This window comes from Methylocaldum sp. MU1018 (assembly GCF_053646775.1).
Genome location: NZ_CM132195.1, coordinates 339,923 through 352,618 on the forward strand (window position 1 = coordinate 339,923; position 12,696 = coordinate 352,618).

The 12,696-nt window shown below is 59.7% G+C and carries 11 protein-coding genes; 9 read left to right on the plus strand and 2 right to left on the minus strand.

Annotated elements, in window-relative coordinates:
- Positions 1–12: 12 nt before the first annotated feature.
- The 4 genes from mdoH (at position 13) to ACWJKU_RS01630 (ending at position 4,708) form a co-directional block, all read left to right on the plus strand.
- Positions 13–2,076 carry a glucans biosynthesis glucosyltransferase MdoH gene (gene mdoH, locus ACWJKU_RS01615; protein WP_454145286.1) on the plus strand — a complete coding sequence of 688 codons (2,064 nt, stop codon included), beginning with the start codon at positions 13–15 and terminating at the stop codon, positions 2,074–2,076.
- Positions 2,054–2,722 carry a uracil-DNA glycosylase family protein gene (locus ACWJKU_RS01620; protein ID WP_454145287.1) on the plus strand — a complete coding sequence of 223 codons (669 nt, stop codon included), beginning with the start codon at positions 2,054–2,056 and terminating at the stop codon, positions 2,720–2,722. The genes mdoH and ACWJKU_RS01620 overlap by 23 nt, the downstream gene beginning before the upstream one ends.
- Before the next feature lie 275 nt (positions 2,723–2,997).
- Positions 2,998–4,362 carry a nucleotide 5'-monophosphate nucleosidase PpnN gene (gene ppnN / locus ACWJKU_RS01625; protein ID WP_454145288.1) on the plus strand — a complete coding sequence of 455 codons (1,365 nt, stop codon included), beginning with the start codon at positions 2,998–3,000 and terminating at the stop codon, positions 4,360–4,362.
- Positions 4,363–4,405: 43 nt separating this feature from the next.
- A complete protein-coding gene (locus tag ACWJKU_RS01630) occupies positions 4,406–4,708 on the plus strand; it encodes an antibiotic biosynthesis monooxygenase family protein (RefSeq protein ID WP_454148003.1) in 303 nt (100 codons plus the stop codon).
- A gap of 83 nt (positions 4,709–4,791) precedes the next feature.
- Here the strand turns inward: ACWJKU_RS01630 and ACWJKU_RS01635 are convergent, their stop codons facing one another.
- Positions 4,792–5,352 carry an SPOR domain-containing protein gene (locus ACWJKU_RS01635; protein ID WP_454145289.1) on the minus strand — a complete coding sequence of 187 codons (561 nt, stop codon included), beginning with the start codon at positions 5,350–5,352 and terminating at the stop codon, positions 4,792–4,794.
- A 115-nt stretch (positions 5,353–5,467) separates the two neighbouring features.
- Positions 5,468–7,228, minus strand: a complete 1,761-nt coding sequence (gene argS / locus ACWJKU_RS01640) for an arginine--tRNA ligase (protein ID WP_454145290.1) — start codon at positions 7,226–7,228, stop codon at positions 5,468–5,470.
- 269 nt (positions 7,229–7,497) lie between these two features.
- On the opposite strand from argS, the gene ndhC reads away from it, so the two are divergent.
- The 5 genes from ndhC to nuoF all read left to right on the plus strand — a co-directional run bounded on the left by ndhC (position 7,498) and on the right by nuoF (position 12,652).
- Positions 7,498–7,911 (plus strand): NADH-quinone oxidoreductase subunit A, encoded by a 414-nt coding sequence (ndhC, locus tag ACWJKU_RS01645; protein ID WP_454145291.1) that lies wholly within the window; start codon positions 7,498–7,500, stop codon positions 7,909–7,911.
- Between the two features lie 14 nt (positions 7,912–7,925).
- A complete protein-coding gene (locus tag ACWJKU_RS01650; protein WP_454145292.1) occupies positions 7,926–8,564 on the plus strand; it encodes an NADH-quinone oxidoreductase subunit B in 639 nt (212 codons plus the stop codon).
- A gap of 10 nt (positions 8,565–8,574) precedes the next feature.
- Positions 8,575–10,365 (plus strand): NADH-quinone oxidoreductase subunit C/D, encoded by a 1,791-nt coding sequence (nuoC, locus tag ACWJKU_RS01655; RefSeq protein WP_454145293.1) that lies wholly within the window; start codon positions 8,575–8,577, stop codon positions 10,363–10,365.
- 527 nt (positions 10,366–10,892) lie between these two features.
- Positions 10,893–11,393 (plus strand): NADH-quinone oxidoreductase subunit NuoE, encoded by a 501-nt coding sequence (gene nuoE, locus ACWJKU_RS01660; protein WP_454145294.1) that lies wholly within the window; start codon positions 10,893–10,895, stop codon positions 11,391–11,393.
- Positions 11,378–12,652 carry an NADH-quinone oxidoreductase subunit NuoF gene (nuoF, locus tag ACWJKU_RS01665; protein ID WP_454145295.1) on the plus strand — a complete coding sequence of 425 codons (1,275 nt, stop codon included), beginning with the start codon at positions 11,378–11,380 and terminating at the stop codon, positions 12,650–12,652. Before nuoE ends, nuoF begins: the two co-directional genes overlap by 16 nt.
- The last annotated feature ends 44 nt before the right edge of the window (positions 12,653–12,696 follow it).

Here is a 12,696-nt window from a genome sequence, read left to right on the forward strand (position 1 = left end):
ACGTCTTCAGCTATGTCTTCCCATGTCAGCGCTCTGCCGGGCTATGTCCGCACTTTGAGGCGAACGTTTTTCTTTACTCTGGTGACCCTGACGGCCTTCGCGGCGCTTGCCATGATAACGAGCGCTTTCCTGCAGAACGGCATCACGCCGCAGGAGATCGTGCTGCTCGTGCTCTATACCTTATTGATTCTATGGATCAGCACGTCCTTCTGGACCGCTACGCTCGGGTTCTGGTGCTTGACCCGGGGCGGCGACAAGCGTTCGATCACGCGGCTGGCCCCGAGCGCCGATATGGCCTCCGACCAGGAACCGGCGCGCACTGCATTGGTGATGCCGATCTACAACGAAGATCCGGCGCGGGTATTCGCGGGGCTCCGGGCCATCTATCAATCGCTGTGCGAAACCGGTCGCGCGGATGAGTTCGAACTGTTCATTCTCAGCGATACCCGGGAGCCCGATACCTGGATGCAGGAGGAAGTAAACTGGTATCGCATGTGCCGCGACTTCAACGCGCACGGCAAGATCTTTTACCGCAACCGCGAGAAGAACATCGCCCGCAAGAGCGGCAACATCGAGGACTTCTGCCGGCGCTGGGGCGGCCGTTACCGCTACATGATCGTGCTGGATGCCGACAGCCTGATGGCCGGCGAAACGCTGACGAAAATGGTGGACCTGATGGAAGCCCATCCGCGGGTCGCGCTGATTCAGTCGCCGCCGCTGCCGGTGAACCACAAATCGCTGTTCGCCCGCATCCTGCAATTCGCGAGCAGCCTGTACAGCGACATCTTCATTGCCGGAATCAATTTTTGGCAGCTTTCGGGCGGCAATTATTGGGGGCACAACGCCATCATCCGCATGCAGCCCTTCGTACAGCATTGCGGGTTGCCCAAATTGCCGGGGCGGGAGCCTTTCGGCGGCGAGATTTTGAGCCATGACTTCGTCGAGGCGACCTTGTTGCGCGAGGCCGGCTGGGAGGTGTGGCTGGCGGCCGATCTCAAGGGCAGCTATGAGGAACTGCCGCCCACGCTGATCGACTACGCCAAGCGCGACCGGCGCTGGTGCCAGGGCAATCTACAGCATTTGCGCATGGTGTTCGCCCGCGGCTTTTCCGGACTCAGCCGCCTGTATTTCCTGATGGGCATCATGTCCTATCTGTCCTCGCCGCTGTGGTTGCTGTTTTTGGTGTTGACCGGCTTCGAGGCGTACGTGCAAAGCCAAACCATGCCGGTTTATTTCTTCGGCGACAACATCTTTCCGGTCTGGCCGGAATCTTACGCGGTCGAGATGACGACGGTGCTGCTGGTGACGCTGGCCATGTTGTTTCTGCCGAAATTCTGGAGTTTCCTGCTGCTCCTGGCGCGGCCCAAAGTGACCAAGAGTTACGGCGGCGTTATACGGGCCGCTCTCAGCGTCTTCTTCGAAAGCGTTTTTTCCATGCTGACGGCGCCGGTGCTGATGCTGTACCAGAGCAAATTCGTCGTCGCCATTCTGCTGCGCCGCAGCGTCGGTTGGCCTCCGCAGAATCGCGGCGATCACCGCTTGAGCATCAAGGAGGCGACGCTGGCCCACGGCGGGCAAACCTTGGCCGGATTGGGCGCCGGCTGGCTGAGCTATGAGTACGTGCCCGATTTTTTCCTGTGGCTGATACCGGTCTTGGCCGGGCTGGTTCTTGCGATTCCCATTTCGATTCTGTCCAGCAGCACCAAAGTGGGCTCGCTCGCCCGGAAACTCGGATTTTTCATGACCCCGGAAGAATACAAGGCGCCACGCGTCGTCGAGCTGCTTCATGAAAATCTGGCCCGCGCCCAGGATGAGGGGGGGCAAAATGAAGGCGAGCTGAACGTCGCCGATCCGGGCGCGTATTCCTTGCATCTGGCGCTGCTGCCCAATCGCCCGGTCAAAAAGCGCCAGCGCCATCAGTTGCGTGCTTTGGTGTATCAATTGGTGGAAGATGGACCGGAAACGCTCTCCGCCACCGACAAGCGCGCCTTGATTGCCGATCCAGAGACGCTGGCGCGTTTGCATACTCTGGCTTGGAGCCGGAAGGACAAGGATGTTCCTCGACCGTCCCGATGAATGCCTGTCCATGAGCGAACGGCAGCGCGCCTTGATTCTCCATCAGGAGGCACTGAAGCAATGCGTCCGTTGCGCCGGGATGATCGGGCCGGTCGTCATGGGGCAGGCCGTGTTGTCGCCGGTGCTTCTCATCGGCCAGGCGCCGGGGGCCAAGGAGGGACAATTCGGAAAACCTTTTGCATGGACGGCCGGAAAAACTCTCTTCAAGTGGTTTGCCGAGACAGGCCTATCCGAAGACGATTTTCGCCGCAACGTCTACATGGCGGCGGTATGCCGCTGCTTTCCCGGCAAAAATCCAAAAGGCGGCGACCGGGTCCCGGCTCCCGAGGAGATTGATCGTTGCGCCGATTGGCTGGATGCCGAGTTTCGGCTTCTACGGCCCAATCTCGTGATTCCGGTCGGCAAGCTCGCGATCCGCCGGATTCTCGTCGCAGACAGGATGGATCAGGTCGTCGGACGCCAGCATAAGCTTTGCCGGGAAGGGCTGGAGGTGGATGTGATACCCTTGCCCCACCCCTCCGGCGCCTCGACCTGGCACCGTCGAGAACCAGGTAAAACCTTGCTGTACGCTGCGTTGAGGCTGATTCGGGAGCATCCTGCCTGGAACGAGGTTTGCCGCAACTCAAGCGGTGGATTTTTGACATAACTCAAAAGTTATGCACAAACGGATGTCACCGTTCTCGATCTCCCGCCGCCCCCGAGCCTGTTCTGAGGCGGTTTTTCAAGTTATTGATTATGGTCGTTTTTTTGGCATGATTAAGATTTCGTCAAGTTAACGAAATATACGGAGCGGCAAGGCTTCTAACATGTTTTAGAGCCGCTCTCCACAAAATTATCCACAGGTTCTGTGAATATCTTCTTCGGAAAGTACGACAGAATCGTTTTTGCGAATCAGCGGACGGTTTTAACAAAGGAATAGCGATGCAAACGATCAGCGCTCAGGTAAGGCCGGAAGGCACTCTCGAGGTATTGTCCAAGCTGGAAGTGGCAAAGCTGCTCGATACCAGCCAGGGCGGCCTCCATGAGCTTTTCCGTCGTTGTTCGCTGGCGGTCCTGAACTGCGGCAGTGCCGTCGATGACACCAAGTTGGTGCTCGAACAACACAAAGACTTTGACATTCGCGTATTGCAACAACAGCGCGGCATCAAGCTGGAAGTGTTGAATGCGCCGGCCTCGGCTTTCGTCGATGGCGAAATGATCAAAGGCATACGGGAGCATCTGTTTTCGGTGCTCCGGGATATCGTTTTCACCGGATCGGAGATCGTATCGAATCCGGCACTCAATCTGGGCAAATCGGAAGACATCACCAGCGCGGTCTTTCATATTCTGCGCAACGCCGGCTGCCTGGTGACGAACGCCAGTCCGAATTTGGTCGTATGCTGGGGAGGGCACTCGATCAGCCGGGAGGAATACGATTATACGAAGAAGGTGGGCCATGAACTGGGGTTGCGGGGGCTCAACGTCTGTACCGGCTGCGGCCCGGGAGCCATGAAGGGGCCGATGAAGGGCGCCACCATCGGCCATGCCAAACAGCGTATACACGACGCCCGTTATATCGGCGTTTCGGAGCCGGGTATCATTGCGGCGGAGCCGCCCAATCCCATCGTCAACGAACTGGTCATCATGCCGGATATCGAAAAACGCCTGGAAGCGTTCGTCAGGCTCGGGCACGGCATCATCATCTTCCCCGGCGGCGTCGGCACGGCCGAGGAGATCCTTCACCTCCTCGGAATCCTGCTTCATCCCGACAACAAGGATGTCCCTTTCCCGGTGATTCTGACGGGGCCCGCCGAGTGCGCCGGCTATTTCGAGTTGATCGACCGGTTTATGGTCTCGACGATCGGCGGGGACGTCCGCCGGTGCTACCGGATCATCGTCGACGATCCGGCCGGAGTGGCGCGAGAAATGAAAGAGGGCATCAGTCTGGTGCGGGAGTTCCGAAAACAGAACGGCGACGCTTACTATTTCAATTGGCTGCTCAGGATCGAGCAGCATTTCCAAACGCCGTTTCTGGCGACGCATCAGAACATGGCCGCTTTGGAGTTGCACCGGCAGCAGGAGCCTCACCATCTGGCGGCCAATCTGCGCCGGGCCTTTTCCGGAATCGTGGCCGGAAACGTGAAGGCGGAGGGCATTCGCGCCATCGAGGAACATGGACCTTTCGAACTGTGCGGCGATTCGGCCATTTTGAAACCTCTGGACGAACTGTTGGCCGCTTTCGTGGCGCAGGGCCGCATGAAGTTGCCCGGTGTGCGTTACGAGCCGTGTTATCGGTTGGTCGCGTGATCCGAACGGGGGGAAACAACGATTATGGAGGTATGAGTCCGTGATGTTTATCGCCATGAACCGCTTCAAGATCGCTCTGGGCAAGGAGAACGAATTCGTCGCGATATGGCGGAATCGCGAAACCTATTTGAGCGAGGTTCCGGGTTTTCGTGAGTTTCATCTGCTGCGCGGCCCGAGCAACGAAGAACATACGTTATTCGCTTCCCATTCGGTTTGGGAGTCGAAAGAGGCTTTCGAGGCTTGGACGCGATCGGAGGCTTTTCGGAGGGCTCACGGCAGCGCCGGAGGAAGCAAAGGACTTTATCTCGGCCATCCGCAATTCGAGGGGTTCGAGGTCGTCCTTTAAGCGATCCGCCGAACTCCGTTCGCTTGTTCCGGCCTGTATTCGGGGAATCGGTTGCGGGTCGGCAAGAGATTCCGACCCGCAAGTCATTTCGCCGCTTTCTGCACGATGCTGTCGATGCCTTTCTTGCGCAGGTACGCCCTGACCTTGTCGGCGTCGGCCAGGGTGGCGTAAGGGCCGATTTTGACGCGATACCAGGCGGAATTCTCGATCTCGATCATTTCGATCTTGGCTTTGATCCTGATCTTGGCCAAGTCGTCCTTTAGCTGTTCGGCGCTCTGGAGATTGTCGAAGGAACCGGCCTGCACCAGATAAAGAACCGAGGCGGGCTGGTTTCCCAGGCGTTCCTCCCGCTTGATGGTCTTGATCTCGCTTTCGGGAATGATGACTTCCTTTTCGGGGAGGATTTTATAAAAGGTGAACCGCGGCTCTCGAGGTTTGACCGGCTGCGGCTTTGGCTCCGGCTTCGCGGCGGTTTTTTTCTCGTCCTGAGCGTCCGGTTTTTTTTCTTTCTCCTCTTTCTCCGGCCGAATTGTCTTTCCGTCGTCCGGATTGATCGCGGCGACTTGAGGCGGCGGCGCCGGCAAGGTCGCGGCTTCGGATATCTTGGGGCTTTCCTCTTCGTCGGCGTCAGAGAAAAAATGCATGACGAGGCCGATCGTGGCGACAAGGCCGGCCGCCGCCAAGCTCCATTGTTTCGGGACTCGAAGTCTGCGTTTCCGGTATCCTGGAATCCTGTGCTTGTAGTCCTTGGACATACCTTTACATCGCTTCGGGGGCGGAAACGTCCAGCAAGTTCAAACCGTTGCCGATCACCTGTCTGACCGCGGCGATCAGATTGAGGCGGGCGTCGCGCAGCGCCGCGTCTTCTACCAGGAATTGATGTGCGTTGTAATAGGTGTGGAATTCGTACGCCAGTTCGCGCAGATAATGCACCAGATGGTGCGGTTCGTGCTGCAACGCCGACTGTTCGACGACCTCGGGATAACGCGACAAGGTGTTGATCAGGGCCGATTCGTGCGCTTCGGTCAACAGATCCAGATGATTCATGCCGCCGACCAGGTCGCGTTCCCAGCCTTTTTCGTCCAGTTGCCGGAATACGCTGCAAATCCGCGCGTGCGCGTATTGCACGTAATAGACCGGATTCTCGTTGGTCCTCGACGTGGCCAGCTTCAAATCGAAATCCATGTGCTGGTCGGATTTTCGCATGACGTAGAAGAACCGGGCCGCGTCCTTGCCCACTTCGTTGCGTAGCTGTCGGAGCGTGACGAACTCCCCGGAGCGGGTGGACATCTGGACTTTTTCCTCGCCGCGATACAGAACCGCGAACTGGACGAGCAGCACGTGGAGCCGGTCGGAGTCGCCGCCCAGGGCTTTGATGGCGGCTTTGACGCGGGGGATATAGCCGTGGTGGTCGGCGCCCCAGATGTTGATGATTTGATCGAAGCCGCGTTCCAGTTTGTTCAAATGGTAAGCGACGTCGGATGCGAAGTAGGTCATCTGGCCGTTTTCCCGGACCACCACGCGATCTTTTTCGTCCCCCAGGCGGCTCGAGGCGAACCAGGTCGCGCCCTCCTTCTCGTAGAGATAGCCTGCCGCTTGAAGTCTTTCCAGCGCCCGTCCGATGGCTCCGGCATCGGAGAGGCTCCGTTCCGAAAACCACTGGTCGTAATGAACGCCGAATTCCTCCAGATCCTGGCGAATGTCATCGAGGATGCTGTCGAGGCCGGCGTCGAACACGGTCCGGTAATCTTCGTCGCCGAGCAGCGACTTGGCGCGCGCCACCAGCGCATCGATATGGGCTTCCTTGTCGCCGCCCTGGGGCTCGTCCGGCGGAATGTCCGCCATGACCTCGGCGGCCGGCCGCCTGAATTTCTCCCCCGCCTGCTTGTGCAGATCCCAGGCGATCGTCCTGACGTATTCGCCGCGATAGCCGTTGCTCGGGAAGATGAGAACCTCGCCGCATTCTTCCAGGTAACGGAGCCAGACGCTGGCGGCCAGAATGTCCATCTGCCGGCCGGCATCGTTCACGTAGTACTCGCGATGCACCTCGAACCCGACGGCGGCCAAGAGGTTCGCCACCACCGCGCCGTAAGCCGCGCCGCGGCCGTGTCCCACATGCAGAGGGCCGGTCGGGTTGGCCGAAACGAATTCCACCTGCACTTTGCGACCCGCGCCGACGAGGCTTTTGCCGAACTCGTGTCCGGCTTCGTGGATGTCGGACACGATTCGATGTTGAGCTTGGGGATCGATGAAGAAGTTTATGAATCCGGGGCCGGCGATCTCGATCTTGGCGATGACGCTATCGCGGGGTAACGCCGCGACGATTTTTTCCGCCAGTTGCCGGGGATTGCAACGAGCGGGCTTGGCCAGGGCCATCGCCAGATTGGAGGCGAAATCGCCGTGCTGCGCATCGCGGGCGCGCTCTATCATGATGGTCGGATCGATATCGGCGGGTAGTTCGCCATTCGCTTTCAATGCGGAAACGGCGTCATGTAGCAGATTCTCCAGACGTTTTTTCATGCGGGGAACGGTTGGGACGGGAAAAAAATGGACCGCTATTATCCTAAAATCGCGGACATGCTTGCAATGCGGATGCCGACTCCGGCCGGCGAGCGTCTCGTTCCCTGCCGTTTCGTTTTCATGGATATTCGTGCCGATGCGTCTCCTCCGCCTGATCGGTTTTTCGGAGGTACGTATTTTTACTTATAGGCCGGCCATAGCCAGCCCGATTAATCTGCGGCCAAGCTGATCGCCTTTGCACTCCACTGCAACCTACCCGGAGGTGCGGCATGAATGTCGATTTGGTGCAGGTGTCCGATCTTTGGCCGTTCATCGCCTATATCGCGGCGATAATCGTCGTGGTCGCGGCGATGCTGGCGATCCCTTATCTTTTGGCCCAGCACCGCCATGGGCGCGCCACCGACGAGCAATTCGAATCCGGCATCGTCCCGGTGGGCGACATTCACGTCCGTCTTTCCATCCAGTTTTATCCGGTCGCGATCTTTTTCGTGATTTTCGACCTGGAGTCCGTTTTCATCTTCGCCTGGGCCGTCGCGTTTCGCGAAGCCGGATGGGTCGGGTACATCGAGATGTCGGTGTTCATCGGCATCCTGCTGGCGGCCTTGTTCTATCTCTGGCAAATCGGCGCCCTGGATTGGCGCACGACACGGCAAAAATTGCAGGATGCCCGATTACGGATTTAGCAGAGGAATCACCGATGCAGTGGACTCTCACCAAAGCCGATACCGACCCCGCACCTCGTCCCGGCGAGCATGTCAGCGAGGAATCCATGCGCCGCAACCTGCTCATGGCGAAGCTGGAGGATTTGATCGCCTGGGGCCGAGCGAACTCGGTCTGGCCTTTCAATTTCGGCCTTTCCTGTTGTTACGTCGAAATGGCAACCGCCTTCACCAGCCGCTACGACATCGCCCGGTTCGGTTCCGAGGTCATCAGGGCCAGCCCGCGGCAGGCGGATCTGATCGTGATCTCGGGCACGGTTTTCATGAAGATGGCTCCGGTCATCAAGCGCCTGTACGAGCAGTTGCTGGAGCCGCGCTGGGTCATTTCTATGGGATCGTGCGCCAATTCGGGTGGCATGTACGACATCTATAGCGTGGTTCAGGGCGTCGACAAATTTTTGCCGGTGGACGTGTACGTGCCGGGTTGCCCGCCGCGCCCGGACGCCTTGCTGGAAGGCCTGATCCTGTTGCAGGACGCCATCGGAAAAGAACGGCGTCCGCTCGGCTGGGTGGTCGGCGAAGGCGGCGTTCAAAAAGCGCCCATCCAAAGCCTCCGCGACCTCAAGACCCCGGAACGTAAGCGGGTCTCCGAATTGCGCAGCCCGGACCACATTTAAGGCCATGAGGATGGTTTCCAGCGCAGCCGAGTTCGGCGAAATCGCGGCGGAAAGGCCAGATGCCGGCGACATCGCCGCCGAACTCCGCGGCCGTTTCGGGGACGGGGGATTTGCCGTTCAGTCGACCTGCGACCGCATTCCGACCCTTTGGGTGGGCAAGGACCGTTTGCTCGACTGCCTGATTTATCTGAAGCGCGAGACCGAGCGGCCTTACGCCATGCTGTTCGATCTCACCGCCATGGACGAGCGTCTGCGCCAACGCCGGAACGGACTCCCGGCCAGCGATTTCACGCTGGTTTATCATCTCTTGTCGTTCGACCGGAACGAGGACATCCGTCTCAAGGTTCCCTTGTCCGCGGACAGCTTGTCCGTGCCGAGCATCGCTTCGCTTTGGCCCAACGCCAACTGGTACGAGCGCGAAGTCTTCGACATGTTCGGCATCCGCTTCGAAGGGCATCCGAATCTCCGCCGCATCCTAATGCCGCCCACCTGGAAAGGACATCCGTTGCGCAAGGATCATCCGGCCCGCGCCACCGAGATGGGCCGGTTCGCGCTGCCCGAGGAAAAGCAGGAGACCGAACAGAAAGCCTTGCGTTTCGCGCCCGAAGAATGGGGAATGCGGCGATCCAGCGAAACCAGCGACTTTCTGTTCCTCAATCTCGGTCCCAACCATCCCAGCGTGCACGGCGTCTTCCGCATCGCTCTGCAACTCGACGGCGAGGAGATCGTCGACGCCGTGCCGGATATCGGCTATCACCATCGCGCCGCGGAGAAAATGGGCGAACGCCAGTCCTGGCACACCTACATCCCTTATACCGACCGAGTGGATTATCTCGGCGGCGCGTTGAACAACCTCCCTTACGTCATGGCGCTGGAACAAATGGCCGGCATCGAGGTGCCGCCCAGAGCGCAAGTGATCCGGGTCATGGTTTCGGAGTTCTACCGGATCGCCAATCATCTGCTCTTTTACGGCACCTTCGCCCAGGACGTGGGGCAGATGTCGCCGATCTTCTACATGTTCATCGATCGCGAGAAGGTGTTCGAAATCGTCGAAGCCATCAGCGGCGCGCGCATGCATGCCAGCTATTTCCGCATCGGCGGCACGGCGATGGATCTGCCCGAGGGCTGGAACAAGAAGGTGCGGGAATTCATAGATTATTTCCCGAAACGGCTGGCGCACTACGACAAGATGGTCCTGGCGAACAGCATCCTTAAGCGGCGCACCCAGGGCGTCGGGGTTTACAGCACGAAAGAGGCGATCGACTGGGGCGCGACCGGGCCCGGTCTCAGGGCCACGGGACTGGCCTGGGATTACCGCAAGGCGCGGCCGTACTCCGGCTACGAAAATTTCGAGTTCGACATCCCGTCGGGGAAAAACGGGGACTGCTACGACCGCTGCCTGGTGCGGGTCGAAGAAATGCGGCAAAGCCTCAGGATCATCGAGCAATGCCTGAACAACATGCCGTCAGGACCCTACAAGGCGTTTCATCCGTTGACCACGCCCCCGCCCAAGGCGCGCACGATGCACGACATCGAGACCCTGATCCAGCACTTTCTGAGCGTCAGTTGGGGGCCGGTGATTCCGGCCGGAGAGGGCTCCGCCTGCGTGGAAGGCACCAAGGGACTCTATCGCTACTACCTGACCAGCGACGGCGGCACGACGTCCTACCGCACCCGCATCCGCACCGCCTCGTTTGCGCATCTCCAGATGATTCCCCTGATGAGCCGTGGCCTCATGATCGCCGACCTCGTCGCGATCCTGGGAAGCATCGATTTCGTGATGTCGGATGTGGATAGGTGAGGGGGAAATATGATGTTTCTCAATGGTTTGTTCGCGGATATTGAGGATGTCGGACTAGCCAGCGGGTTTGAGGTGGTGGCGGCTGGCGCTGCCGGTGATTTTGGATGCGGGTTTCGCCCCGCGGGCGAGTTACGCTGCAAACTCCTTCCCTGGAGTTTGCCCTTCGGGCCAGCGTTCCGCTGTCCCAATTCGCTCCCGGCGAATTGGTCTTTTGCTTGCCCAAAAGACAAGTTTGTCAGGAACAAACTTGGACGCGCGAAGCGCACCCGAAGGGTTCGCACCAAGGATGGTGCGAATCAGCGAAACCAAAGAAAAGGGCACCCGAATGACACGCTTAATCCTGCGCTTCTCGCCCTGAGCCGGGGACGACCGAAGGGACTTCCTGTCCCTCGGTCGCCGCGCGCGCCCCTTCGGGCTGTTCCGCCTCAGGACTACGATGCTCGGGCGTATCATACGGGACCAATAACCGAAATTGTAGGCCGGGATAAGGCGAAGCCGTTCCCGGCGGGGTGCCCTGGGGAGCATCTATGAACGAAGCCCGAATCCTGAGCGAACAGGAAACCGCCGAGATCATCGAGGCGGCGGGGCATTATCCGGACAAGTCCGCCGCTTCCATCGAAGCGCTCAAGATCGTGCAGAAATATCGGGGCTGGGTGTCGGACGAAGCCTTGAAATCGATCGCCGGTTTATTGCGGATGTCGCCGGATGAACTGGACAGTGTGGCGACGTTCTACAACCTGATTTTTCGTAAGCCCGTCGGCGAGAACGTCATCCTGTGCTGCGACAGCGTGAGTTGCTGGATGTTGGGCGCCGACACGATTCGCGAGCGTCTGTCCGAGCGCCTGGGCATAGGCTTGGGCGAAACCACGGCGGACGGACGCTACACGCTGCTGCCCGTCGTCTGTCTCGGCGCTTGCGACCGCGCCCCGGTAGTGATGATCGGCGAGGAGCTTCACGAGAACGTGGACGAAACCCGAATCGACGGACTATTAATAAAGAAGAACGGCCCGAAATGGACAGACCGCTGACCCAGAACATCAAACCCGATCTCTCGCCGGTGATGCTGGACGATTACCGCCGCGCTGGGGGATACGAGGGATTGACCAAAGCCGTGAAGGACATGACGCCCGCGGACGTGATCGGGGCAGTCAAGGATTCGGGCTTGCGCGGGCGCGGCGGCGCCGGGTTTCCCACCGGCATCAAATGGAGCCTGGTGCCGCAGGGCGAATCGACGGGGCAAAAATACGTGGTGGTGAACGCCGACGAGATGGAGCCGGGCACTTTCAAGGACCGCCTGCTCATGGAGGCCGATCCGCATCAACTCATCGAAGGCGTGGCCATTGCCGCCTATGCCGTGCGGGCCGATGTCGCCTACATCTTTCTCCGGGGCGAATACCATCGCGCCGCCCATCGGCTGGATGAGGCCTTGAAGGACGCTTACGGCGCCGGTTATCTCGGCAAAAACATCCTGGGTTCGGATTTCGGTCTGGACATTCATCTCCACACCAGCGCGGGGCGCTACATCTGCGGCGAAGAAACCGCGCTGCTGAATTCGCTCGAAGGCAAGCGCGCGATCCCGCGGGCCAAGCCGCCGTATCCCCAGGTCAGCGGGCTGTGGGGCCGTCCGACGGTGGTCAACAACGTCGAGACCTTGTGCAACGTGCCTCACATCATTCGCAACGGCGTCAACTGGTACAGGGGCTTGGGCCGCGGCCAGGATGCCGGCACCAAGCTGTTCGGCGTGAGCGGCCGGGTCAAGCGACCGGGCTTGTGGGAACTGCCGATGGGGACGCCGATCCGGACGCTCATCGAAGAGTGCGCCGGCGGCATGAAGGAAGGTTATGCGCTGCGCGGATTCCTGCCGGGCGGTGCATCCACCGATTTTCTGCTGCCCGGGCATCTCGATTTGCCGATGGATTACGACGCGATCATGAAGGCGGGCAGCCGCCTCGGCACCGGTACGATGATCGTACTGGACGACCGGACTTGCCCGGTGCAGATGGTGCTCAATCTGGAGCGATTCTTTGCGCAGGAATCCTGCGGTTGGTGCACCCCCTGCCGCGACGGGCTGCCGTGGGTCGTCCAACTTCTCGAAGGATTGCTGGCGGGAACCGGGCGGCCGGAGGATCTGGATACGCTCGAACGGCTTACGCGGCTGATGGGGCCCGGCAATACCTTTTGCGCCCTCGCGCCCGGCGCCGCGGAACCGTTGCAGAGCGCCTTGAAATACTTTCGGGCCGATTTCGAGCGCTATTTGAAACCATCGTCAAATGCGAGGGTGGCCTGATGCATCGATCGGGAACCATCGTCTTCGTTGATGCCGGACGCCAG

Excerpts from the sequence above, each read along its gene's own strand:
- mdoH (WP_454145286.1), top strand. The coding sequence starts at position 13 with ATGTCTTCCCATGTCAGCGCTCTGCCGGGCTATGTCCGCACTTTGAGG.
- ACWJKU_RS01620 (WP_454145287.1), top strand. The coding sequence starts at position 2,054 with ATGTTCCTCGACCGTCCCGATGAATGCCTGTCCATGAGCGAACGGCAG.
- ppnN (WP_454145288.1), top strand. The coding sequence starts at position 2,998 with ATGCAAACGATCAGCGCTCAGGTAAGGCCGGAAGGCACTCTCGAGGTA.
- ACWJKU_RS01630 (WP_454148003.1), top strand. The coding sequence starts at position 4,406 with ATGTTTATCGCCATGAACCGCTTCAAGATCGCTCTGGGCAAGGAGAAC.
- ACWJKU_RS01635 (WP_454145289.1), bottom strand. The coding sequence starts at position 5,352 with ATGCATTTTTTCTCTGACGCCGACGAAGAGGAAAGCCCCAAGATATCC.
- argS (WP_454145290.1), bottom strand. The coding sequence starts at position 7,228 with ATGAAAAAACGTCTGGAGAATCTGCTACATGACGCCGTTTCCGCATTG.
- ndhC (WP_454145291.1), top strand. The coding sequence starts at position 7,498 with ATGAATGTCGATTTGGTGCAGGTGTCCGATCTTTGGCCGTTCATCGCC.
- ACWJKU_RS01650 (WP_454145292.1), top strand. The coding sequence starts at position 7,926 with ATGCAGTGGACTCTCACCAAAGCCGATACCGACCCCGCACCTCGTCCC.
- nuoC (WP_454145293.1), top strand. The coding sequence starts at position 8,575 with ATGGTTTCCAGCGCAGCCGAGTTCGGCGAAATCGCGGCGGAAAGGCCA.
- nuoE (WP_454145294.1), top strand. The coding sequence starts at position 10,893 with ATGAACGAAGCCCGAATCCTGAGCGAACAGGAAACCGCCGAGATCATC.
- nuoF (WP_454145295.1), top strand. The coding sequence starts at position 11,378 with ATGGACAGACCGCTGACCCAGAACATCAAACCCGATCTCTCGCCGGTG.